The sequence below is a fragment of the Nitrincola tibetensis genome (assembly GCF_003284585.1).
GTDB classification, from domain to species: Bacteria; Pseudomonadota; Gammaproteobacteria; order Pseudomonadales; family Balneatricaceae; genus Nitrincola; species Nitrincola tibetensis.
In genome coordinates this window covers 16,729-39,625 of record NZ_QKRX01000009.1, presented here as the reverse complement: position 1 = coordinate 39,625, position 22,897 = coordinate 16,729, and the positions used below count along the sequence as shown (strand labels likewise).

The 22,897-nt window shown below is 48.4% G+C and carries 16 protein-coding genes; 12 read left to right on the top strand and 4 right to left on the bottom strand.

What is annotated here, in order from left to right:
* Nucleotides 1-136: 136 nt before the first annotated feature.
* The 9 genes from DN062_RS12345 to DN062_RS12305 all read left to right on the top strand — a co-directional run bounded on the left by DN062_RS12345 (nucleotide 137) and on the right by DN062_RS12305 (nucleotide 10,225).
* Complete coding sequence (locus tag DN062_RS12345; protein ID WP_112159637.1) at nucleotides 137-1,630, top strand: CoA-acylating methylmalonate-semialdehyde dehydrogenase; 1,494 nt, start codon at nucleotides 137-139, stop codon at nucleotides 1,628-1,630.
* 44 nt (nucleotides 1,631-1,674) lie between these two features.
* Nucleotides 1,675-2,829, top strand: a complete 1,155-nt coding sequence (locus DN062_RS12340) for an acyl-CoA dehydrogenase family protein (RefSeq protein WP_112159636.1) — start codon at nucleotides 1,675-1,677, stop codon at nucleotides 2,827-2,829.
* Between the two features lie 9 nt (nucleotides 2,830-2,838).
* Nucleotides 2,839-3,615: an enoyl-CoA hydratase gene (locus DN062_RS12335; protein WP_036513691.1), complete on the top strand. Its 777-nt coding sequence runs from the start codon at nucleotides 2,839-2,841 to the stop codon at nucleotides 3,613-3,615.
* Nucleotides 3,616-3,638: 23 nt separating this feature from the next.
* Nucleotides 3,639-4,742: an enoyl-CoA hydratase/isomerase family protein gene (locus DN062_RS12330; RefSeq protein ID WP_112159635.1), complete on the top strand. Its 1,104-nt coding sequence runs from the start codon at nucleotides 3,639-3,641 to the stop codon at nucleotides 4,740-4,742.
* A 65-nt stretch (nucleotides 4,743-4,807) separates the two neighbouring features.
* Complete coding sequence (mmsB, locus tag DN062_RS12325; protein WP_112159634.1) at nucleotides 4,808-5,689, top strand: 3-hydroxyisobutyrate dehydrogenase; 882 nt, start codon at nucleotides 4,808-4,810, stop codon at nucleotides 5,687-5,689.
* A 75-nt stretch (nucleotides 5,690-5,764) separates the two neighbouring features.
* Nucleotides 5,765-7,681, top strand: a complete 1,917-nt coding sequence (locus tag DN062_RS12320; RefSeq protein WP_112159633.1) for an AMP-binding protein — start codon at nucleotides 5,765-5,767, stop codon at nucleotides 7,679-7,681.
* A gap of 34 nt (nucleotides 7,682-7,715) precedes the next feature.
* Nucleotides 7,716-8,477: an SDR family oxidoreductase gene (locus DN062_RS12315; protein ID WP_112159632.1), complete on the top strand. Its 762-nt coding sequence runs from the start codon at nucleotides 7,716-7,718 to the stop codon at nucleotides 8,475-8,477.
* 66 nt (nucleotides 8,478-8,543) lie between these two features.
* On the top strand, nucleotides 8,544-9,296 hold the full coding sequence (locus DN062_RS12310) for an electron transfer flavoprotein subunit beta/FixA family protein (protein WP_112159631.1): 753 nt from the start codon (nucleotides 8,544-8,546) through the stop codon (nucleotides 9,294-9,296).
* Nucleotides 9,293-10,225 carry an electron transfer flavoprotein subunit alpha/FixB family protein gene (locus DN062_RS12305; protein ID WP_112159630.1) on the top strand — a complete coding sequence of 311 codons (933 nt, stop codon included), beginning with the start codon at nucleotides 9,293-9,295 and terminating at the stop codon, nucleotides 10,223-10,225. Before DN062_RS12310 ends, DN062_RS12305 begins: the two co-directional genes overlap by 4 nt.
* Nucleotides 10,226-10,329: 104 nt before the next feature.
* Here DN062_RS12305 and pdxR read toward each other — a convergent pair whose 3' ends face one another.
* Nucleotides 10,330-11,781 (bottom strand): MocR-like pyridoxine biosynthesis transcription factor PdxR, encoded by a 1,452-nt coding sequence (gene pdxR, locus DN062_RS12300; RefSeq protein WP_112159629.1) that lies wholly within the window; start codon nucleotides 11,779-11,781, stop codon nucleotides 10,330-10,332.
* Nucleotides 11,782-11,893: 112 nt separating this feature from the next.
* Between pdxR and DN062_RS12295 the strand changes: the two genes are divergently transcribed.
* Nucleotides 11,894-12,532: a pyridoxamine 5'-phosphate oxidase family protein gene (locus DN062_RS12295; RefSeq protein WP_112159628.1), complete on the top strand. Its 639-nt coding sequence runs from the start codon at nucleotides 11,894-11,896 to the stop codon at nucleotides 12,530-12,532.
* Nucleotides 12,533-13,392: 860 nt separating this feature from the next.
* Here DN062_RS12295 and DN062_RS12285 read toward each other — a convergent pair.
* The 3 genes from DN062_RS12285 to DN062_RS12275 form a co-directional block, all read right to left on the bottom strand.
* Nucleotides 13,393-14,817, bottom strand: coding sequence for an RHS repeat-associated core domain-containing protein (locus DN062_RS12285; RefSeq protein ID WP_112159626.1), 1,425 nt, complete (start codon nucleotides 14,815-14,817; stop codon nucleotides 13,393-13,395).
* A gap of 428 nt (nucleotides 14,818-15,245) precedes the next feature.
* Nucleotides 15,246-16,460, bottom strand: coding sequence for an outer membrane protein assembly factor BamB (locus tag DN062_RS12280; RefSeq protein ID WP_112159625.1), 1,215 nt, complete (start codon nucleotides 16,458-16,460; stop codon nucleotides 15,246-15,248).
* Nucleotides 16,461-16,474: 14 nt separating this feature from the next.
* Nucleotides 16,475-20,680 (bottom strand): RHS repeat-associated core domain-containing protein, encoded by a 4,206-nt coding sequence (locus DN062_RS12275; protein WP_112159624.1) that lies wholly within the window; start codon nucleotides 20,678-20,680, stop codon nucleotides 16,475-16,477.
* Nucleotides 20,681-21,081: 401 nt separating this feature from the next.
* Between DN062_RS12275 and DN062_RS12270 the strand changes: the two genes are divergently transcribed.
* On the top strand, nucleotides 21,082-22,185 hold the full coding sequence (locus DN062_RS12270; RefSeq protein ID WP_112159623.1) for an FAD-dependent monooxygenase: 1,104 nt from the start codon (nucleotides 21,082-21,084) through the stop codon (nucleotides 22,183-22,185).
* Between the two features lie 317 nt (nucleotides 22,186-22,502).
* On the top strand, nucleotides 22,503-22,838 hold the full coding sequence (locus tag DN062_RS12265; RefSeq protein WP_112159622.1) for a hypothetical protein: 336 nt from the start codon (nucleotides 22,503-22,505) through the stop codon (nucleotides 22,836-22,838).
* Nucleotides 22,839-22,897 lie beyond the last annotated feature (59 nt).

Here is a 22,897-nt window from a genome sequence, read left to right as displayed (position 1 = left end):
AGGCTCAATTTCATGTTACAACATATTTGTATTGAAAAATTCCTGATTAGATATTAACGTTAACGTAAAGGTAATATATTATCTTGTCAGAGTCATGTCGGATTAGACAATAACAATAAAGGTAGAGATCAAATTTATGACACATCAAGTACCCATGCTGATTAACGGTGAAATGGTCCAGAGTCAAAGCGCGCATTGGATTCCTGTCACCAATCCCGCCACTCAAGACGTTATCGCGCAAGTGCCCTGCGCAACGCCTGAAGAAGTCGATCAAGCGGTTTCCGTCGCAAAAGCCGCCTTTCAAACCTGGAAAGAAGTGCCCGTATCAGAACGTGCTCGTCTCATGTTGCGTTACCAAGCATTGCTGAAAGAGCACCATGACGAATTGGCGACAATTCTAAGCAGTGAAACTGGCAAAACCTTTGAAGATGCCAAAGGTGATGTATGGCGTGGAATTGAAGTGGTTGAGCATGCCTGCAACATTGCGTCCTTAAGCATGGGTGAAACAGTTGAAAACGTTGCCCGCAAAGTGGATTGCTACAGCTACACCCAGCCGCTTGGCGTGTGTGTCGGTATAACGCCGTTTAACTTCCCAGCCATGATTCCTTTGTGGATGTTCCCGATGGCGATTGCCTGCGGAAACACCTTCGTGCTCAAACCCTCTGAGCAAGATCCTTTAACGCCGATGCGTTTAGCCGAACTTTTTCAGGAAGCGGGCGCCCCAGCAGGATTGTTGCAAGTGATTCACGGCACAAAAGATGTTGTTAATCAGCTTTTGGTTCACCCAGATACGCCTGCCATCTCCTTTGTAGGATCCGTTGCAGTAGGCGAGCATATTTACAAAACGGGCACAGACCATATGAAGCGTGTGCAAGCATTTGCGGGCGCTAAAAACCATATGGTCATTATGCCGGATGCACAAAAATCCCATGTGATTAATAATTTGGTGGGTGCATCTGTTGGTGCAGCAGGCCAGCGTTGCATGGCGATTTCAGTTGCCGTGTTCGTAGGTGAGTCCCGTAAATGGATTCCAGAGCTGCGCGATGCATTAGCGAAGGTTCGTCCAGGAGCTTGGAATGATCCTGAAGCAGGTTACGGCCCATTGATCAATCCTCAAGCAAAACAGCGCGTGCTGGACTTTATTCAAGAGGGCAAAGATGCCGGTGCTGAATGCTTACTAGATGGCAGTGTTTGCCAAGTTGAAGGTTTCCCCAATGGCAACTGGATTGGGCCAACCTTCTTCACTCAGGTCACTCGCGATATGTCGATCTACCGCGAAGAAATTTTCGGACCTGTTTTAATTGCGCTTGAAGTCGATACTCTAGAAGAAGCCATCGCACTGATAAATGAAAACCCATACGGCAACGGCACGTCCATTTTTACCGCATCGGGTGCTGCAGCACGTAAATACCAGCATGAAATACAAGTGGGTCAAGTGGGTATTAACGTACCTGTGCCTGTACCACTGCCTTTCTTCTCTTTCACGGGCTGGCGCAAGTCTTTCTATGGTGATCAGCACGCGTATGGTAAACAAGCTGTGCGTTTCTATACGGAAACTAAAACCGTTACGGCGCGTTGGTTTGAAGACGATATTGCGTCGGGTCCTAACATGACCATTCAGTTGAAGTAAGTTTCACCCTAACTGATTGGGCGCTCAGCCCTGTGGAGGTTTTAATGGATTTTGAATTAAACGAAGACCAAATAGCATTTGCTGATATGGCGACGGCGTTCGCTCGGAATGAATTAGAGCCCCATGCGGCTGAGTGGGATCAAACACATTTTTTCCCAGTGGATGTGATTCGTAAAGCAGGCGAAATGGGCTTTGCCTCACTTTATTCGCCTGAAGCGGTAGGTGGTTTGGGGCTGAGTCGTTTGGATGCGAGCATTATTTTTGAACGCTTGTCGATGGGCTGCACTTCAACCACAGCCTACCTGACCATTCACAACATGGTGACTTGGATGGTGACAAGCTTTGCCAAGCCTGAAGTGGTTGAAGCTTATGCGCCAGCCTTGGTGAGCGCTGAAAAGCTAGGGTCTTACTGCTTAACGGAACCCAATGCGGGATCTGATGCGGCTTCACTGAAAACAACCGCTATCCGTGATGGCGACGTTTACATACTCAATGGTAGCAAGGTTTTTATTTCAGGCGCTGGCAGTACCGATGTATTGGTCGTGATGGCGCGTACGGGGGGTGCCGGTGCTCGTGGAGTCTCGGCATTTGTTGTGGATGCGCAGAGTGAAGGCATTAACTACGGACGTTGCGAAGATAAAATGGGTTGGAACAGTCAGCCGACGCGGATGATTACGTTTGACAATGTTCGTGTTCCAGCCATTAATCTTTTAAGCGAAGAGGGCGATGGTTTTATATTGGCCATGAAGGGCTTGGATGGCGGTCGCATTAATATCGCATCCTGCTCGGTTGGGACTGCTCAGCAAGCCTTGAATCAAGCGCGCAACTATTTGCTTGAGCGTAAGCAGTTTGGGCGCCAAATTGGGGATTTCCAAGGGCTTCAGTTCCGCTTGGCGGATATGGCAACGGAGCTGGTGGCCGCGCGTCAAATGGTGCGTCTGGCAGCCAGTAAGCTTGATCGCCAGGACCCGGATGCGACCACTTATTGCGCCATGGCGAAGCGCTTTGCAACCGATGTGGGCTTTAAAGTTTGTGATGAAGCTCTGCAGTTATTTGGTGGCTATGGCTATATCAAAGAGTATCCGATGGAGCGGTTTGTGCGGGATACGCGCGTGCACCGGATTCTTGAGGGTACGAATGAAATAATGCGTGTCATTATCGGACGTCGTGTGTTGGCCGATACCGATACTGAACTTTAGGAGTTAACCATGTCTGATGCACTTTTGTTAGAAAAACGAGGTCATGTCGCGATTTTGACCTTGAATAATCTGCCTGCCAATACTTGGACAGCAGAGAGTCTACAAGCCTTAATTGACATCGTTCATTCGCTCAATGACGATCCTGATGTGTGGAGTTTGGTGTTAACCAGTGCCAGTGAGAAGTTTTTCTCAGCCGGAGCAGACCTTAAGCTCTTTGCTGATGGTGATCGGTCAAGGGCACGAGACATGGCGCGTCTTTTTGGTCAGGCTTTTGAGACACTCAGCCAATTCAGGGGTGTTTCGATTGCCGCGATTAACGGTTATGCCATGGGCGGTGGTCTAGAAGTTGCTTTGGCCTGTGATCTCAGAGTCGCGGAAGAGCAAGCAAAAATGGGGCTGCCTGAAGCAAAAGTGGGATTGCTGCCATGCGCGGGTGGCACACAAAACCTCACGATACTGGTGGGTGAAGGCTGGGCGAAGCGTATGATTTTATGCGCAGAGCAGGTGGATGCAGCTAAAGCGCTTGAGATCGGCTTGGTTGAAGAGGTGGTTGCGAAAGGGCAGGCATTTACGCAGGCATTGGCCCTAGCTGAACAAGCGTGTCAGCAAAGCCCTTCATCAATAGCTGCCTGTAAAGCCTTGATTCAAAACAGCCGAAATGCGCACTATCACCAAGGCTATATCCTTGAGCGAGAGTTGTTTGTTGATCTTTTTCAGACCGAAGATCAGCGTGAGGGCGTGAATGCATTTTTGCAAAAACGTAAACCTGAATGGAAAAATCGTTAAGGTTTAACAACGAGGAGTCGTTTATGAGTTGCGTTGTATTTTCTGAACACGCCACAAAGAGTGGGCAGCGAATTGGTGAAATTCATTTAAACGCTGAAAAGAGTTTGAATGCCCTAACGCTTGAAATGATCGATTTGCTGTTGCCCCAATTGGAAAAGTGGCGTGATGATCCAGAAATCTGCGCGCTTTTTCTAGACAGTGCAGGGGAAAAAGCCTTTTGTGCAGGTGGTGATGTCGTCAAGCTCTATAAAGCCATTGCTAACGAGCCGGATAGCACCTTTCCAGAGGACTTTTTTACGCGTGAGTACCGTTTAGATTATGCCCTTCATACCTATCCTAAACCGATTATTTGTTGGGGTAGTGGCATTGTGATGGGCGGCGGCATGGGCTTGCTCAGTGGCTGCAGTCATCGAGTTGTGACTGAAACCTCTCATTTGGCGATGCCAGAAGTGACCATTGGCCTATACCCTGATGTGGGGGGCAGCTGGTTTCTCAATCGCATGCCGGGGCGAACCGGTTTGTTTTTGGGTTTAACGGGTAACCCCATTAATGCCGCGGATGCGTTGTTTTTAGGATTGGCCGACCGTGCGATTCGTAAGGATCTAAGAGACGCGTTGATGGCGAGCTTGGTGGCAGCGGATTGGGCACGCCCTGCTGAGGAGGTGATTCAGCCTATCCTTAAAGACTTGGAGATGGAGTCCGCATCCACTTTTGCTGACATGCCTGCACCAATTCGTGATCACCAGGCCTTGATACGCAAGGTTACAGATCATGTGTCTGTTGTTGATATGCGAGCCGAGCTGCTGAGTATTGAGACAGAGGATAAATGGGTGTTGCGGGCGCAAAAAGCAATCGGCCATGGTAGCCCAGTATCGATTCATATGATTGCTCGACAGTTGGATAAGTGCCGCCACTTGTCGCTAAAAGAAGTCTTTCAGCAAGAGTTAAACCTCTCGGTTCAATGCTGCCGACATCGTGAGTTCCCCGAAGGGGTTCGAGCGCTACTGGTCGATAAAGACAATCAACCGAAGTGGACCTTTGATCAAGTACAGAGCGTTGAGCCGGCTTTTATCGACGAGTTATTTGAATCACCTTGGTCGGGTGAGCATCCGCTACAGGATTTGTAACGACTCATGAAACAGCCGATGTCGAAAGACATCCTCAATCTTATAAAAACAAAAAGGTGAAGAGCATGGCAACGATAGGATTTATTGGATTAGGTAATATGGGTGGCCCAATGGCGGCCAATTTGGCAAAAGCGGGGCACAATGTACAAGCCTTCGACTTATCGGCAGACGCATTGGCCAAAGCGGTTGAGGCTGGGTGTCAGTCGATGCCTTCCGCTGTAGATGCCGTTAAAGGTGCTGGCGTCGTGATTACGATGCTGCCTGCCGGAAAGCACGTAAAATCCTTGCTAATAGAAGCTGATACGGCGTTATTTGATTGCCTTGCTGAAGGCGCCTTGGTGATCGATTGCTCCACCATTGATGCGCAAACCGCACGCGAAGTCGCGGCCGTGGCGGCGGCAAAAGGCATACACTTTATTGATGCGCCAGTATCGGGCGGTGTTGGTGGTGCGCAGGCCGGAACGCTTACGTTTATCGTCGGTGGTGATGCGCAGCAGTATGCAGCAGCTAAGCCAGTTTTAGAGGCCATGGGCAAAAACATCTTCCATGCCGGTGATCATGGTGCAGGTCAGGTGGCAAAAGCCTGCAATAATATGATGTTGGCCATTCTGATGGCGGGCACCTGCGAAGCCTTGAATATGGGCATCAAAAATGGCTTAGACCCAGCCGTTCTCTCCGACATTATGAAGCAAAGCTCTGGCAATAACTGGGCGTTACAGGTCTATAACCCTGTACCAGGTGTGATGGAGAACGTACCCGCATCACGTGACTATCAAGGTGGCTTCCAAGTGGATCTCATGTTTAAAGACTTGGGGTTGGCGATGGACATCAGCCAGCAAAGTGCATGCGCTACGCCAATGGGCTCTGCAGCGAGAGCGCTGTTTAATCTTCATAAGAGCCAAGGGAATGGTCACTTAGACTTTTCGAGCCTAATTCGCTTATATTAATAGGGATGCAGTACCTGCCCAGTCTAGATTGACTGGGCTCATCTCGGTGTACAAAAACAATAATAGAGGTGATGTATGAGTTATTCGCAGGTGTATGCCGCGAGCTTGAAAGATCCAGCCGCCTACTGGACTGAGCAGGCCCAAGCGCTAGACTGGTTTAAAGCACCCAGCACGGCCTTGACGGCAACAGAGCACGGAACCTACCAGTGGTTTTCCGATGGTGAACTTAATTTAAGTTATCTTGCTTTAGATGCGCAAATTGCACAGGGACGCGCAGAGCAAGTTGCGTTGTATTACGACTCACCAGTGACCCAGACTAAAGAAGCGATTACTTACCAGAATTTGCTTGCGCGAGTTGAACGCTTTGCTGGTGCACTGAGTGGCTTGGGTGTTGAGAAAGGCGATACGGTCGTTATTTACATGCCAATGATCCCAGAAGCGGCAGTCGCCATGCTGGCATGTGCGCGAATTGGTGCCGTTCACTCAGTGGTATTTGGTGGGTTTGCTGCCAATGAGTTGGCGATACGCATTGACGATGCCTTACCTAAAGTCATCTTGACGGCATCTTGCGGCATCGAATTTGATAAACAAATTGCCTATAAGCCGTTGGTCGATAAAGCCATTAGCTTAGCGGCCCATAAGCCCAATCATACGATTGTCTGTCAGCGACCGATGCTGGTTGCACAAATGGAGGCGCATCGAGATCTCGATTGGTATGCCTTCCAAGAGGGTGCTGTTCCTGCAAAAGCGGTTCCAATGAAAGGATCTGATCCCTCGTATATTCTCTATACTTCCGGCACCACTGGGCAGCCAAAAGGCATCGTCCGAGATGTGGGTGGATACGCTGTGGCGTTAAAGTACGCCATTCATCAAGTCTATGGTATGCGTGCTGGCGATGTCTGGTGGGGTGCATCTGATATCGGTTGGGTGGTCGGGCATTCTTTTATCGTCTACGGCCCATTAATGGGCGGCTGCAGTTCAATATTTTATGAAGGGAAGCCAATACGCACGCCTGATGCCGGTGCCTTTTGGCGCTTGATTAGCGAATATAAAGTCAACTCAATGTTCTGCGCGCCGACGGCCTATCGAGCTGTCCGTAAAGAAGATCCACAAGGTGAGCTGGCAAAAGCCTATGACTTAAGCAGTCTTAAATGGATCTTTGTTGCAGGTGAAAAGCTTGATAGCTCAACCTACCAATGGTTAAGCGAATTGTTGTCTGTGCCTATCTTAGATCATTGGTGGCAAACCGAATCTGGCTGGCCGATGACAGCACCTATGATGGGCTGGGAAGACCCATCGCTTCCACGTTTGGGCTCAACCAATAAGCCCATCCCCGGTTATGACATTCAAGTGCTGGATGCAGAGGGCCATGAATTGCCTGCGAATGAAGCGGGTCATATTTGCATTAAGCTTCCGCTTCCGCCTGGGTTTGCATGGAGCATCTGGAAAAATAATGAGCGTTTTAAAACCTCTTACCTGACTGACTTTCCGGGTTACTACCACACCGGAGATGGTGGATTTAAAGATGATGAAGGCTATGTCTTCATTACCGGTCGCACCGATGATGTGATTAATGTGTCGGGGCATCGTCTATCGACAGGTGAGATGGAAGAGGTGGTTGCGGCGCATGCACAGGTGGCTGAATGTGCAGTTATAGGTGTTCATGATGAGCTTAAGGGTCAGGTGCCTGTGGCTTTGGTTGTATTAAAGGCGGGAGCCGATATTGAGCCTCAGGATTTAGAATCTGATGTGGTTAAAATGATTCGTGATCAGGTTGGTGCGCTGGCGTGTTTCAAGCGTGCCATCGTGGTTTCGCGCTTACCTAAAACCCGTTCGGGTAAAATCCTAAGGGCGGTTCTTCGTAAGATTGCTGCCAATGAGCGTTATGCAACGCCCTCAACAATCGATGATGCCAGTATCTTGCCTGAGGTTGAAGAAGCCCTGCTCGCTGCAGGATTTATTTCATTAGTTGAAAGCAGTCAGTCAGCCTAAACAATGAGCTGAACAGACTTGGAGAATATACGCAATGCAGATACACAATAAAACCTTTGTGATAACGGGTGGAGCGCGTGGTTTAGGTGCGGGTATGGCTGCTCATCTTGCTAAGTTAGGTGCAAATGTCGCCTTGATCGACTTGGATGCAGAGGGATTGCGGCAAACAGCAGACGAATTAGTCGCCTTGGGCGTTAAGTCTCAGGGCTATGTCTGCGACATTACTGACGAAGGTCAGGTTGAGTCGACCTTTGCTAGCATTCGCGCTGATTTTGGTCAGATACATGGGTTGGTTAACAATGCCGGTCTGATGCGTGATGGTATGTTGATCAAAATTAAGGATGGCAAGCTGGTTGATAAAATGTCACTGAATCAATGGAACTCAGTAGTGAGTGTCAACCTGACGGGAGCCTTTCTATGCGGTCGTGAGGCCGCTGCGATTATGGCTGAGCAGGGTGAGGGTGGTGTGATTGTGAATGTGTCATCTGTATCACGCGCGGGTAATGCAGGTCAAACGAACTACTCTGCAACTAAGTCAGGCGTTGCTACGTTGGTGGTCAGTTGGGCAAAAGAACTGGCGCGGTATGGTATCCGGGTGGGTGGCATTGCGCCGGGTGTAATTGCAACAGAAATGACCGCACAAATGAAGCCTGAAGCGATTGAACGCATGTTGTCGGCGGTGCCTTTGCGTCGTTTGGGTGAAATATCCGAAATGGCGCATACCTTACAATACATTGTTGAAAATGATTTCTTTACGGGTCGAATTATTGAGATGGACGGTGGGCTTAGGATTTAAAGTTTAATTGTAGAAGTCTATTTTAATATATTGAAAATAAATACTATTTGTACTTGGAGTTTGACGATGAAACTACTCGTCGCCGTAAAACGCGTTATCGACTATAACGTGAAAGTCCGTGTAAAGGCCGATCGCTCAGATGTGGATCTGGCCAATGTCAAAATGGCCCTCAACCCCTTCTGTGAAATCGCGGTGGAAGAAGCCGTGCGCTTAAAAGAACAGGGCGTTGCTTCGGAAGTGGTCGTTGTCTCTATCGGTGGCAAAGCCTGTCAGGAACAGCTGCGTACGGCCTTGGCGCTGGGCGCGGATCGTGCCATTCAGGTTGAAGCCCAAGACAGCCCCGATGCGCTATCGGTGGCGCGTATCCTTGCCAAGATCGCGGAAACTGAACAGCCAGGTCTGATTCTATTGGGCAAGCAAGCCATCGATTCTGACAACAACCAAACCGGTCAAATGCTAGCGGCCTTGCTGAACCGCCCACAGGCCACCTTTGCCTCCGAAGTTAAGGTTGAAGGTGAGCATCTGCTGGTGACTCGTGAAGTCGACGGTGGTTTGCAAACACTGAAGCTCACACTGCCGGCTGTCGTAACCACTGACTTGCGTTTGAATGAGCCACGCTACGCATCCTTGCCGAATATTATGAAAGCCAAGAAAAAGCCTTTAGAGGTTAAAACCGCTGAAGACTTAGGCGTAACGGTCGGCAGCAAGATTCGCTTATTGGGCGTTGAGCCACCGGCGGAACGCAGTGCCGGCATTAAAGTTGGGTCTGTCGCAGAATTAGTTGAAAAACTTCGTAATGAAGCCAAGGTGATCGCATGAGTATTTTAGTCCTTGCAGAGCATGATAATCAGTCATTAAAGCCCGTCACTCTGAGCGTAATTGCCGCCGCAAAGGCCATAGGTGCAGACGTAACGCTGCTGGTGGCTGGCCATCAGTGTGGTGAGGTTGCTGAGCAGGCTGCTCAGGTTGTTGGGGTGCAAAAAGTACTGCTGGCCGATGCGCCTGCGTATGCCCATCAGTTGGCGGAAAATGTGAGCCAGTTACTCCTGGAGCAGGCACAAGGTTGCAGCCATGTGTTGGCCGCGGCAACCACTACGGGTAAAAACGTCCTGCCACGCGTTGCCGCCCTGCTCGGCGTGAATCAAGTGTCCGATGTACTGGCAATCGAGGCCCCTAATCGTTTCAAGCGTGCGATTTATGCGGGTAATGCGATTGCTCAGGTTGAGTCTGATGAGTCTGTGCAAGTGTTGACCATTCGTGGCACCGCCTTTGATCCAGTCGCCGCAACGGGCAACAGTGCCACGATTGAGCGCGTAGACTCAGTGTTTGAAAGCGCAGATGTCAGCTTTAGCCATGAAGCCTTGGCAAAATCCGATCGTCCAGAACTGACGGCAGCCAGCATTGTTGTGTCGGGCGGGCGTGGCTTGGGCAATGGCGAGAATTTCGACATGCTGTACAAGGTGGCTGATAAATTGGGTGCCGCTGTGGGTGCTTCGCGGGCAGCGGTAGATGCGGGTTATGTTCCCAACGATATGCAGGTGGGGCAGACGGGTAAGCTGGTCGCGCCGGAGCTGTACATTGCGGTGGGTATTTCGGGTGCAATTCAGCACTTAGCCGGGATGAAGGATTCAAAAGTGATCGTAGCGATCAATAAAGATGAAGAAGCCCCAATATTCCAAGTGGCCGATTATGGATTGGTGGCGGATCTGTTTGAGGCCGTTCCCGAGTTAGAAAACGCCATTAGCTAAGTGGTTTGCAAGTCTATTATCTGCCCGGCATCTAAGTGACTTATGGCCCTGTAAACCATGAAGATGTCGTTTATCCGTCACGGGTTCTATCCGTGGCGGAATTTTTAGTGCTGTTCATCAATGTTCAAAAGACACTGTTTTAGATGTTTGATCATCAGTGCCATGTCTTCAAATGACGTGCCAGTAAAGCCCAATACAAAGCCTTGTAAAACTTTTGAGGGGATGCATTGTGCATTGGGTGCATAATGTGAAGATAAAGAAGAGAGCATAATCTGTTGCTTGAGTAGTTCATCCGCAATGTGTTGATCCCAGAATTTTGGTGAGTTTTTTTCTAGCCAACACGTCTTAAAATGAAGGGTAAGATGCATTCCGCCCAATGGGTTAGTCCATTCAAACCAGTCGCTTAAATGTTTTTCTACAAGTGTTACTAGAAGATCGCGTTTGTGTCGATAATGACGCCGCATTCGATTCAAATGACGACCAAACGCTCCGCTGAGCATAAAGTCCTCGAGGGCGGGTTGAGTTGAAAGCGAAACCGTGCCAGCGATAGAGGTTTGCACTTGGCTGATGACGCGACAATGGGGTAGAGGAGCAATGACAAAGCTTAAGCGCAAGCCTCTGAATAGCACTTTAGAAAAGCTTCCCATAAAAAATATGCGATTCATCCTATCCATCTGTATCAGGGGAACACCGGAGTGTCCTTGATAGACAAACTCATTGTCGTAGTCGTCCTCAATAATCCACAAGGGGTTTTGATCCATCTGTTTAAACCACTCGTCACGTCTTTGCGATGACATCGATGTGCCCAGTGGATATTGGCGATTGGGTGTCAATACACACACGGAGGTTTGCTCGGATCTGGGTGGAGGGCGTGTTCCATCGGCATCAATGGATAAGAAGCGCACAGGGGCTTTTAAGCCTTGAAAAGCATTGATGAGCGGAGGATAGGTTGGATTTTCCAGCCAAAAGGTCGCTTTCGGGGCTAGGTACCTGAGTGTTTGCTGCAGTAAGTGCAAAGAGTCACGGCTACCAGCGGTTAAAAAAACTTGGTCCGCACAGATAGTGAGACCTCGAAGTTGATAAAGATAGTCCGCAATCGCGTGTTTTAGTCTGGGTAAACCCTGCCAGTACTCACCCTTTAGAACCGATGGATCGGGGGTAAGCCAGCTTCTGCGCATGCTTTTTGCCCACTCCTTCACAGGAAAAACCTCAATGTCGATACCTGAGTCAAAGCGTTTTGTTTTTAAGGCTGGGCTAGGCGTTGGGCACGGGCGTTCTGGGCTGTGCAGTTGTGAATTCGCCGTTTGCGCAATGAACACGCCTTTTTTGGGCTCGCTCACCAAAATCCCCTCAGCCAGCAATTGATCGTAGGCTTGACTCACCGTGCTACGAGAGATGCCTAATGCCGAGGCTAACGCTCGAGAAGAGGGTAGTCGGCTGCCAGTGGTCAAGCGTTGAGACTGCACGGCGGATTTGATTTGATGGATCAACTGCAGATAGAGCTTACCCTCATCTGGATTGATTGAAAGCGTTAAGCTACTAAGTGAGGTGTCCATGTGAAGTGTCCATCAATCTGGCCTGCATAAAAAAATAAAAACTGGATATTTTTATACTAGCCAGATCGCTCTAGGATAGCACTATCTTTTTTGAGTGGATGGAGTTCATGCAATGCAATCAAACCTAGCCGTAACAGATAAAACACAGGTAAAACGGGGGCCAAAGCGTGCCGATTATTCGATTGAGCGCATACATCAGATTATAGATGCGTCTCTGCTGTGCCATGTGTCTCAGTGTGTAGAGGGTCAGCCGTTTATTACACCGACTTGCCACTGGCGTCAGGGGGATTATCTATATTGGCACGGGCATAGTCACGCCCGAAATCTGTCCGTAGGGCAGCCTGTAGCCGTTAATATCTGCCAGTTCGATGGGTTGGTGATGGCGAGGTCCGCCTTCCATCATTCGATTAATTATCGCTCGGTTACACTGTTTGGCATTCCTGAGCTTGTGACCGACAAACAAGAGCAAACAGAGGCCCTGCGCTGGTTTGTTGATAAAATATCTCCCGAGCGTTGGGCGCAGTTAAGACCAATAACTGAAACAGAATTAAAAGCTACAGGGATTGTTAGACTTAAAATCCAAGAGGCATCCTGTAAAGTCAGGGCTGCGCCACCTGTTGACGATGCTGACGATTATGAATGGCCTGTTTGGGCGGGCGTCATTCCGTTAGAAAAACGCTGGGGAGTCATGGAGCAAGACCCGGTGCAATCGGTTGACTATCCAGAACCGAAGTTATCTGATGCCTTTTAATTTGTGTTGAAAGCTTAGAGTTAAATCAACAATGTGCATCCGTTGCATGACTGGCCGCGGATGCGTTTATTATCGGTGGATAACTGTTATTCGCATTTACTTGGGTCTAGTTGTCTGTGGTAAAAGTGATTTCGAGGCCGCCCGCCGAACAAGTGCGCCATGCTAGAGAGCTTCAACGCGGTCGGCGTTTAGTGCTTAGGTTCGGACAGCATTGCCCTGGCTATCAGGCATATCGTCAGCTGGAAATATTATTGAGTTTACGCGTTTCACTTCCCTTTGCATGGATTAAATCCGGTTGAAAGCACAACTGGGGATTGCCATCGTCCCCACACTATAAAATGAACATTTATTGATCAATCATCATCGGTTACACGGATCAAAAAATCGAAACACAGCCGATTGATGGACCGTTTATAAGACATGGCGATTCAATTTAGAATTCGAGTCAGTGAGCGTGGTAATGGTTAACTCAACTCACGGATTCAGGATAGAGCTTTAAGTACTGCTCCCGCAGACAAAAACTGCTAATTCATTAATATTAAATAACAATCAGACAACAATATAAATGACCATTTTCCTGAAGTAAAGATCGTCACTAATTTAGAAGTATATTTATCCAAACAAGCATCATAAATGTAAAAAGAAATACTCTAAAAAAATCATGCTTTCCTTTTTCAAGAGAAATTGTATTTGTCATCATTGGCCACCCAAAAATAAATGCGATAGCTTGATAGTTGAATATTAGAGAGATAACAATGTGACCAATAATATTCTCGGCAGTATAATTATCTCTTGTCAAAAACAACGTTGAGCATACAGTCAAAATAAATAGAACTGAAATTCCTGTATATTTTTTTAGCTTATTGTTCACTAGATTCATTTCCATGCATCGAATCGCGGTTTGTCCAGTACTGTGCTTTAAATCCAGTAAAAACACCAGCAGCATTGCTTGCAAAGGAAGATACCAACTTCCCTTTTCTAAGCAAGAATTCAGTGTCGTATGAAACTACTGCTGGCACTAAATCAACGATTGCTTGTTGTTTAGAACCATTTGAATACTCATCACCTGCACCATAAACTGATGCACCTAATGATACTGACCCGCAGGCAACAGTTAATGGTGGTGCTAAAGAACATACGGCAGTAACATTACTAACTGTCGAAGCAGTTTCCTTACTCGGTAAAACCGCTTGATGAATATATTGCATAAACATTTTGGGTACGTTTCTAATCGGATGTGCATTTGGATCTATTCGATATCTCCACGGCGTCGTTTCATCCAACCCCAACGGATCCACCCAAGCTGTAGGGTTACCTACATACGCATAACTATTCAACCCACCCGATAATCCTATCGGATCTTGCGTAATATACCGTCCTTGGCTCGAGTCATAATAACGGTAGCGGTTGTAATACAGCCCGGTCTCCTCATCTTCCCATTGCCCCTGAAAACGTATCGGCTGCTTCACCTTCGGTGCAGCTTTTTCATCCCGAATAGCCGCCCAGTCATCCGGCATGGCCGTCCATAGCAATTGGCCGTGTTCATCAATCAACTTAGTGGGCGTACCCAAATGATCGGTAACGAAGGCACTGTAACCTGTGTCGTATTTGGCTTCAGAGGCTGAGTCTGCATCTGAATTTAAATCCAGCCTCTGTTGTCTACGCACATTGCGTTTCGCCGTTTCATCCACTCTGAACAGTGGCACGAAGGTACCCGGTTCGTAGAATACCGTGGTGCGCTGCTCGCCTAGATCCTCGTGTATCAGTAGATCTCCGCTCCAGCCATAGTGCACAAATCGCGTTGGGCCTCGCTCGGGGATGACTTGCTTACAGACTCGTCTCGATAATGCATCGTAGGTGAAATAGGCGGTGAAGGTCGGGTGGCTAAGTTGCTTTTGCGTCAGGTGCGAGAGGCGGTTCAGTGCATCGTAATGGAACGTTTGTGAGGTCGTTTCCGTATGTTTTTCAACTAAATTGCCCGCCTTGTCGTAGCGATATTCGGCTCCACGGTACTGCAGTGTGCGATTGTGCAGAATTGCAGGAGCACCTTCGGAACCGATGCGGTTGCCTTCGGCATCCAGTGGGTAGCTTTTTTCACGTCGATTGGAGGCTTCTTCAAATAGACTGCCGATTAAACGCCCCACTGGATCGTACCTAAAGGTTTGACGGTGTTCGGTCAGCAGAGGGTTGCCCTGTTCATCTGGTGGTACAAACTGAGTCAGTTGGGTCAGACGGTGACGCGCATCGTATTTAAACTGTTGAATATGAACGGGAAAAGGAGCCATCCACTAAGCGTTCGTGACCGCCCAGAAAGTGGTCCTCTTGGTGGATTAACAGGCCAATGGGATTGTAATGGCGCTCGCGTTCCAATAAGGGGATGACGTCGCCTTGTTGATGTGCGTGTAATGAGCGTTCCGCTTCTTGATGCCGGGTGTTGGGTCGCTCGTAGAATACCTTGGTTCGCTACTCGCTCCTGTCTTCGTGTATCAGTTGAGCTCTGCTCCAGCCATAAAAAATGAACCTTACGGAGCCACGCTCGGGGATCACTTGTTTGCACACTCGCCGCGACGGCGCGTCGTATGTGTAAAACACCGAGAAGATTAGGGTAGCACTACATCCTCTGTGCTACCCGGTGTTGTAATTGAATATTGTTAAAGAGCGAATCTTGTTGACGCATATTTTTGAGCTGAACTTTTTTCTAACTCTGGTTCTCTTATTTCCTTGATATCAGCTTTTCTGGTAAGCGAACGGCATGGATCGACCCACCATTGGTTGCAAAATAAATAATGCCATCTTTTATAGCAGGTGTTCCCGGAATGGGGTGTTCTGTTGGATAGTAATACACCCGCTCACCCGTTTTTTCATCAAGTCCTATAATGCCGCCGGCTTGTGTGCCTGCATAGACTACCCCATTGTAGGGAACCAGAGCGCCTCGAATACTACCTCTGGTTGGCACATCCCAAACAGGCATAAGATCCCGCTTTCGCAGTGCATGGACACGAGCATCGACAGATGGAATGTAAATATGTTTCTCCGAAGCCGATAGGCGTCCTGGGCTTGCACCGGCTCCTATATGGTAGCGCCCTAAAATAACACCGCTTTCGGCATCAAAGGCAAAAACATCGGCGGCAGTAGAGTGCTGTACTTTATTGACGGTGTAAATGACACCTTCATCATAGATGAGTGAGCGTGAGTTTAGAGTTGGTTCAATCGAGTCTTTTTCTCCAAAATTCCAGTCCGATGTGAAGCGCCATTTTAACGCACGGCTATCCATATTAAACGCAAATACATCCTGTTGTGAGCTTTTAGTGTAAAGAGTATTATTGCTTATATGAAAATCAGAATTGAACCCACTAATTCTATTATCTTGGCGAAAAAGATTAATGAAAGAGTCAGTAATGTTATTTTTTTTAGAATATTTTAATAGTTGTGCTCCGGTTGAGTAAATGACTTGATTGTTATTTAGTGTATATGAAATAATGTCTCGTGTTGTGCTTACTACATTAGCAAGAGTCCCATTTTTTCGGTCAATAATATGTAACCTCACTGGGTTTCGGCAGTTTGTAACTGTATCTGGATAAAAGGTTTGATAAGCAGCATTTGTTCTTATGATGACAAAGCCATCATCAACCATAAGATTGCTTTGTAATGGGCATTCTAAATCTAGTTTCCAATTGAGCGTACCATCTAGAGAAAGTGAGTAGAGATGATTTGTTCTATCAGAGAAGTATAGATTATCATCATGAATAACCATCTGAGAAGTCGAAAAGCTTAAAGTTCTATATTCCCAAATCTCGTACGCTAAACGTTGCTTGTTAATGAAATAATAAAAAAACAAGCCAGATAATGCGATGACCGCTAACCATATAGAAAAATACTTAATGATTGTCGTTTTGTGCTTAAGGATTAACTTTATATTTTGCTTCATAATCGTATTTTACTTCATGGATTTAGAGCACCAGGAAGACATAGCTCCCTCATGCGTTTTTGTTGTTCTTTAATTATTTCTTGAACACCTGTAGCACTTTCATTGGCTAGTCCTTGAATTGCTTGTTCAGCTTCGAAAATACATTGGTTGTAATTCGCTTGAATATCCTCAAGTGAATAACGCGCACCCGATTGTAATTGATTACGTCGATCACTTTCACACCCTTCAATTTTGGCTTGCCGTGTTTGATCGGCTATTTCACGAAAATGCTCTTCAATCGGAGGAATTTGAGATGGCATAATTGCGGAATGATAAACACATTGAGCACCTCCAACTGATTTATCAAAAGCATCCACAACATCATTGGCTGCTTTGACTTTGGGTATGAGCTTACCTGCTTTACGTATTGTAGCGGTGTTTCCCTCTAGCCCTAATGCACTCAACCCCAACGGATCCACCCAAGCTGTCGGATTGCCCACATACGCATAACTATTCAACCCACCCGCTAACCCTATCGGATCTTGCGTAATATACCGCCCTTGGCTCGAGTCATAATAACGGTATCGGTTGTAATACAGCCCGGTCTCCTCATCCTCCCATTGCCCCTGAAAACGTATCGGTTGTTTCACATTCGGTGCTGCTTTTTCATCCCGAATGGCCGCCCAGTCATCGGACATGGCCGTCCATAGCAGTTGGCCGTGTTCATCAATCAACTTAGTGGGGGTGCCTAAATGATCGGTAATGAAGGCACTGTAGCGTGTGTCGTACTCTGACTCGAGAGCGGATGCCGAGTCTCGCTCTGAATCTAAATTGTGGTCTCTACGCACATCACTTTTGACTGTTTCATCCACTCTAAATAGCGGCACGAAGGTGCCCGGTTCGTAAAATACCGTGGTTCGCTGCTCGCCTAGATCCTCGTGTATCAGTTGATCTCCGCTCCAGCCATAGTGAACAAATCGCGTTGGGCCACGCTCGGGGATCACTTGTTTGCACACTCGCCGCGACAGCGCGTCGTAGGTGAAATACGCCGTAAAGGTCGGATAGCCGGGCTGCTTTTGCGTCAGGTGTGAGAGGCGGTTCAGTGCATCGTAATGGAACGTTTGTAAGGTATTTTGCGTGAGTTTTTCAATTAAATTGCCCGCCTTGTCGTAACGATATTCGGCCTCTCTGTAACCTGTAAGGCGATTGTGCTGAATCGCGTGCGCACCTTCGGAGCCGATGCGGTTGCCTTCGGCATCCAGTGGGTAGCTTTTTTCACGTCGGTTTGAGGCTTCTTCAAATAAACTACCGATTAAACGCCCCACTGGATCATACTGAAAGGTTTGACGGTGTTCGGTCAGCAGAGGGTTGCCCAGTTTTTCTGGCGGCACCAATTGGGTCAGCTGAGTCAGACGGTGGCGCGCATCGTATTTAAACTGGTGGATATGAACCGGAAAGGAGCCATCGACTAAGCGCTGATGACCACCCAGAAAGTGGTCCTCTTGGTGGATTAGCAGACCGATGGCATTGTAATGGCGCTCGCGTTCCAATAAAGGGATGACGTCGCCTTGTTGATGCGCGTGTAATGAGCGTTCCGCTTCTTGATGCCGTGTGTTGGGTCGAAGTGACAGCTCTAGCGGGCCAAGGCGCACGCCCAATAGGTGGCCACTGCCATAGGTTAGGTTGCCCATTTGCAAAGCGCCCTGTTGCAAAATACCGGGGATACCTTGGCGGTTGTATTCATACTGGTTTGACCAGTTCCACAGCAGAGCCTCTTCGGGCAGGTCTTCCAAAGGTGCGTCGGGTATGTGCGGTGAGTCTTCCTGTTGATTCAGAGCCCAGTGCGCATTTTTGTGCCATTGCTGTTCATTCAGCATTCGTCCGGCGTTGTCGTATTGCCATTCAACTCGTGCGTAGAGATTGTCGGCAAAGCGTAAACGCCCGTCAGCATCGTAGCGGAAGGATTCCACTTGCGCTGGGTTTGATGCTGTCTCAGGCAGTTCACGGGCCAGTAAGCGGCCTATGGCATCATAATACATCCTCAGGATTTGGTCCTGTTGGACATCTTCCTGCTCAATCACATCGCCCCGCCGATTGTAGGTGTAACGGCGTTCACGTCCATCAAAACCTATCTCGCGTACCACTCGATCCATCACATCATAGTCGAAGGTATAGGTCGCGCCGTTGGCGTTGGTGATTTGCGTGAGACGGCCAGCAAGGTCGTACGTATAACGGCGTGTATGATTGGCGGCATCGGTGTCAGCAATGATCTGCCCACGCGCATCATAGGCCAGACGTTGAATGCGTCCTTTGCTGTCGCGTATCTCAGCTAAATGGCCCTGTTCTGTGTAGTGATAGACGTAGGTCGTGCCGTCAGCCAAGATGAGTTTGGCTTTTTGGCCCCGCTCTGTGTAGGCAATCTCGGTGACCTCTCGTTTAGGGCTGATGATGCGGATGAGTTGGCCGAGGTCATCGTATTCGTAATGCGTGATCAGTCCCGAGCAATCGGTGTGCGAGGCAAGCTGTCCGAGTGGCGTCCAGGTATAGGTGTGGGTAATGCCTTCAGGGTCAATATGACGGGTAGGCCGATCTGGCAAGTGAGGGTCATGAAACTCAAACTGGGTGGTGTTGTTCAGCGCATCCATGGCGCGAATCAGATTGCCCTTTCCATCATAGGTGAAGTGTTGAACTCGACCTTCGGGCGAGCGAACCTGCAAAGGACGACCGAGTTCATCGCGGACATAGGCATATCTGGCATCTGTGGCCAAGGTAATGGCGAGCAGGTGGCCTTTTAAATCGTATTGATAGCTGGTAACCCCTCCGATCCTGTCAATTCGGGCGATGCGTTGTCCGTTGGGCGAATAGCTAAAGTACTCCTCTTCGCCATCGGCATGCACGTGTGCGGTCCAGCGTAAATGCGTTCCACTGCCTGTAAAAACATAGCGCTCCGTTCGGCCTAAGTTGTCCGTAACGTCTGTGTAGGTCTCATTATAGGCGTACTCACGCACCAGCCCATTGACCTCGATTTGACGCAGAACCTTGCCTTTCGGGGTGTGTTCTGACCACTCATAGCGCATCTCACGTCGTCCAGGCAGGGTGTAGCCAGTCAGAATATGTTGCTGCCAATTGAAGCGTGCGGTGACTTGCCCTGCGCGATCCTGAACTTCAATTAGATCGCCCGAGCTTGAGTAGACATAGCGGACTAAGAGCTGTGAGGGGGCTGTCTCTGCAAAAATGGCCGTTAAGCGTTGGCCGTCATCGCCCGCCTGTATAACCGAGTATTGGCGGTATTGAAGATGATACATGCGCCCCGCGCTGTCTCGAATTTGGCGCAATTGACCTGAAGGCGAGCGCAGAAACTCGGTTTTATAGCCTGATGCGGTAAATTCTGCCGTCAGACGCCACTCGTCTTGATAGGATTCCAAGGCGAAAACGCGCGTTCCGGTCGAGACAAAGTACAGAGATGCCTGTTCTGCCACCTCAGTCGGCAGTGCACTGAATGCCGAGGAGGTTAAAATGGAGTCGTTTGTTTCTGTACCACCTCTGGCCAACCAGAAGGTCTCTGTCTCGGAATAGGCGACTTGGCCCGGTTGCAAGGCGTGAAAGCGAATACGACGGCCATGGGCATCGTGTAGAAGGAGCTCAAATTGAGTGTCAGGTTCTAACACTTCGCTCCAACCAACATCAGGTTCCAACACGTCCTGAAAACATAAGGGAACGTCGCGTGTGAGTCGCAGGGTTTCCCCTGTCATTGTCCAGCCCTGACCTAAGGGCCCCACCTGTGCGTTTGAGGACACATAGCCACGGCTAAAGCTGAAAGGCTCCGGTGCGGGCAATCGGAAATCATGGGTGGACGGTAAGAATTTGGAACCCAGCAGCGGATTGACAGGGTTGCCGCAATTCGGGCTGCAGGGGGCAATTTGGTCGGCCAGTCCCACCGTGGACGCAGGCCTATCACCAATCAAAACAGTGCCTAAACCACCGACGATAACGCCACCATGTGCGGTACTATCCCCTGTGCGTGCCGCTGGACGGCCATTAATGTAAACAGTGGACGACCCCGATGTAAGTGTATCGGCAGGTCCTCTGCAAACGAGTTTGTCTCCGACACGGGCAGCAGGTTGATTGCCAATAATAACGTTGCCAGAGCCACTTGAGATGGGGCCGCCGATATGCGGGGTTTTACCGGAATACGCGGGACAAGTATGATGATCACCGACACGAGCGGCTGGCTTTGCCATATACAATCCTTGTTAATTAGAAATCATCCTTGTTGAACCCCTGACTAAAAACAGCCTAGAAAGGGTTCAAACGTGTGTTCAAAAGTCTAACGTATTTTTTAAGAAGTTGGCAAGCCCAGCTATGGCATTTGTCTCTTTTGTGTATGATTAGAGCCCACCAGCCCAAATCAGAAATTTTATGCGGCGAATAGAAGTAGGTAGGTTATGGCTCAATAAGTCATACAAATGTACTAAACAAACATTTGTTCTTGATTTATGGGGTGATTCATATTACAAAGTGCGACTGTGAATTAAAGTTGCACGAACTCAGTCAGGGCTTTATCTGCATAATTTGTTGCAGGTAAAGGGGCTGAGCTTAAGGAATGCACCGCGTGCGTTATGGATAAACTGGATCATTGGATATGATAGTAATACAAGGAGCGGGAATCGCAGGGCTTACCTTAGCTGCGCTTCTCGAAAAGGCAGGTCAAGAATATTGTGTCGTCGAACGTGCCGAAGTGCTCAATACCATCGGTACGGGCTTGTTGCTACAGCCTAATGCACAAGCCGTTTTGTCAGAGCTGGGCTTATTACGTGAAATGCTACAACTCAGCACACGTGTTGAATCAATGAGCTTAGGGGCTTGCCAGAAGCCGTCACTGATTCGTTGGGATAATGACTTCGCATTAGGTGTCCATCGTGGCGACTTGCATAGTCTATTGTTGAGTTTGATTCCAAAATCTAAAATTTTTCTATCGACCTCAATCGTCGAATGGAAAGAGCATCCCTTGGGTGTCGAGGTTAAGCTGAGTGATCATCAGAAATTGGTGGCTACCCACTTAATTGGTGCCGACGGATTGCGCTCTTCCATTCGCCACACCTGTTATCCTTCGCAAGAATATCGATACAGCGGCCAATGGTGCTGGCGAACGGTTATCAACGCTAAGCCCTTTGATGATAAGGCCATTGAGTTGTTTAAAGGCAGCTATCGTTTAGGCGCTATTCCAATCGGATGTCAGCAAACCTATGTCTATTGGGTAAGCAGTCATTTAGAACAAGACCCCGTTGAGCAGTTTGTTCCAGACAAAACAAGGCTGTGCTTGTTTGGTGAAAAAGGAGAGCAGTTGGCTTCACATCTGACCTCTGATTTGCTCTGGCTCTGTCATCCTTTGTGTGATCGTGCTGTTCGTTGGGGGAAGGGAGGGGTTATTCTGATTGGCGATGCTGCACACCCTGTAACCCCTAATTTAGGGCAAGGTGCTGCATTGGGAATGGAAGATGCTTGGTGTTTGTATCGATTATTGATTCAGGAGCAGGCGAGTGCAGAGACGTTGAAGCGTTTGCGTCATGGTCGTGTTAAGTCTGTGCGTCGACTCTCTTGGTGGGCGGGCAAATTTGCGCATCTTGAGAATCCTGTTGCAGTAAAACTTCGGGATATCACTATGCGCTGTGTTCCTGAGCAGATGATCGCTAAAACGCAGCTGCGTTTTGCCGAGGGATTTAGTCAGGGCATGTATCGGATTTAAGTCGCGAGGTACGTCTTGCAGCAACATGGCGTAAGGAAAGCGGGTGCTGGAAAAGATTGATTCAAACAGGCTCGAGTCTGCGTTGGGTCAAGTGAAGGTGTATTGATACAAAAAAACCGTTGGATTCCTTGAACAAATTTCAATTTCTGTTATTGTTTTGGTCAAATCTTAACCGCTGATTTAATTGCAACTTGCTGGCGGTATATAAAATGAGCTAAAGCGCGTTCCGCTTCGTTTACCGCTTGCTCGTCAATTATACCTCCTAGCGTGTTTATATTTTTAGTTATGTGCGGTTTTATGTGACTAGGAGGAAACCTATGGAAAGTCTCAATCAAGTTTACTTTCAAGCCTATTCCGGGCAAGGCTGTGTATCTCAACGTCAATCGAGCTATCGTATTTTTTTACGAGCGCACCTCAGAGCGGGTGTCAGTGCAGAGCTCCATTCTCTTCGCATTGAAGTGACAGATCAGCTACCCAGTCTTGAGGAATTGGAGTTTGAACGCCATCTCGAACCCCTGCGTCGTCGCTTTCAGTTGCGCATGGAGCAAGCCTATCAAAATCAAGTGCGTCATGTTGAGGTCGAGCTTCAATACTATCCATTTGATGCAGCACAATCGAAACCGAACACCTCCATTTCTGCAATGCGGGCCTAGACCGCCTGCTTTTCCGCCCAGTTTTCTATGTACGTCTTCCTGAAGGTGCTCAGCAAACA

What these genes read in the sequence shown, in the direction of transcription:
- DN062_RS12330 (WP_112159635.1), top strand. Translation starts at nt 3,639, where the DNA reads ATGAGTTGCGTTGTATTTTCTGAACACGCCACAAAGAGTGGGCAGCGA.
- DN062_RS12345 (WP_112159637.1), top strand. Translation starts at nt 137, where the DNA reads ATGACACATCAAGTACCCATGCTGATTAACGGTGAAATGGTCCAGAGT.
- DN062_RS12285 (WP_112159626.1), bottom strand. Translation starts at nt 14,817, where the DNA reads ATGGCTCCTTTTCCCGTTCATATTCAACAGTTTAAATACGATGCGCGT.
- DN062_RS12320 (WP_112159633.1), top strand. Translation starts at nt 5,765, where the DNA reads ATGAGTTATTCGCAGGTGTATGCCGCGAGCTTGAAAGATCCAGCCGCC.
- DN062_RS12295 (WP_112159628.1), top strand. Translation starts at nt 11,894, where the DNA reads ATGCAATCAAACCTAGCCGTAACAGATAAAACACAGGTAAAACGGGGG.
- DN062_RS12275 (WP_112159624.1), bottom strand. Translation starts at nt 20,680, where the DNA reads ATGGCAAAGCCAGCCGCTCGTGTCGGTGATCATCATACTTGTCCCGCG.
- DN062_RS12340 (WP_112159636.1), top strand. Translation starts at nt 1,675, where the DNA reads ATGGATTTTGAATTAAACGAAGACCAAATAGCATTTGCTGATATGGCG.
- DN062_RS12315 (WP_112159632.1), top strand. Translation starts at nt 7,716, where the DNA reads ATGCAGATACACAATAAAACCTTTGTGATAACGGGTGGAGCGCGTGGT.
- DN062_RS12310 (WP_112159631.1), top strand. Translation starts at nt 8,544, where the DNA reads ATGAAACTACTCGTCGCCGTAAAACGCGTTATCGACTATAACGTGAAA.
- DN062_RS12280 (WP_112159625.1), bottom strand. Translation starts at nt 16,460, where the DNA reads ATGAAGCAAAATATAAAGTTAATCCTTAAGCACAAAACGACAATCATT.
- DN062_RS12305 (WP_112159630.1), top strand. Translation starts at nt 9,293, where the DNA reads ATGAGTATTTTAGTCCTTGCAGAGCATGATAATCAGTCATTAAAGCCC.
- pdxR (WP_112159629.1), bottom strand. Translation starts at nt 11,781, where the DNA reads ATGGACACCTCACTTAGTAGCTTAACGCTTTCAATCAATCCAGATGAG.
- DN062_RS12335 (WP_036513691.1), top strand. Translation starts at nt 2,839, where the DNA reads ATGTCTGATGCACTTTTGTTAGAAAAACGAGGTCATGTCGCGATTTTG.
- DN062_RS12270 (WP_112159623.1), top strand. Translation starts at nt 21,082, where the DNA reads ATGATAGTAATACAAGGAGCGGGAATCGCAGGGCTTACCTTAGCTGCG.
- mmsB (WP_112159634.1), top strand. Translation starts at nt 4,808, where the DNA reads ATGGCAACGATAGGATTTATTGGATTAGGTAATATGGGTGGCCCAATG.
- DN062_RS12265 (WP_112159622.1), top strand. Translation starts at nt 22,503, where the DNA reads ATGGAAAGTCTCAATCAAGTTTACTTTCAAGCCTATTCCGGGCAAGGC.